We start from the raw sequence: 436 nt of genomic DNA on the forward strand, positions 1-436 counted from the left end.
GCTTGAGTAATTCGTAGCCGCCTCGAATTACAAGGTTAAGGCCTGGCTCTTCTAAGCCAAGGTCAGCCATAAATTCGAGTTTGTCTTCATCATCAAGTTCAGATAACTCAGATTCGATTGCTGCGCACACAGGGACAACCACAGCGCCTTCTGATTCAGCTATAGCGCGAACGCGGTCAAGTAGTGGGTTATTCTCAAAACCATCCTCTGCTACGTTTGCAATATACATAGTTGGTTTGATAGTTAAGAAGTTGATAGAGCTGATAGCTGCTTTTTCTTCTTTAGTTAATTCTAACGATCGAAGTGTAAGGCCTTCATCAAGGTGTACTTTTACTTTTTCAAGCGCCGCATTTTGTTCTTTTGCGTCTTTATCGCCGCCTTTCGCTTTTTTAGCATTACGGAACATCGCTTTCTCAGCGCTGTCCATATCAGCAAG

1 pseudogene is annotated in these 436 nt (G+C 43.3%); it reads right to left on the reverse strand.

Annotated elements, in window-relative coordinates:
* A pseudogene (ychF, locus tag R2R70_RS19010) lies at positions 1-436 on the reverse strand (redox-regulated ATPase YchF); the annotation flags it as partial.

Source organism: Cobetia sp. SIMBA_158 (assembly GCF_046566945.1).
GTDB lineage: Bacteria > Pseudomonadota > Gammaproteobacteria > Pseudomonadales > Halomonadaceae > Cobetia > Cobetia amphilecti.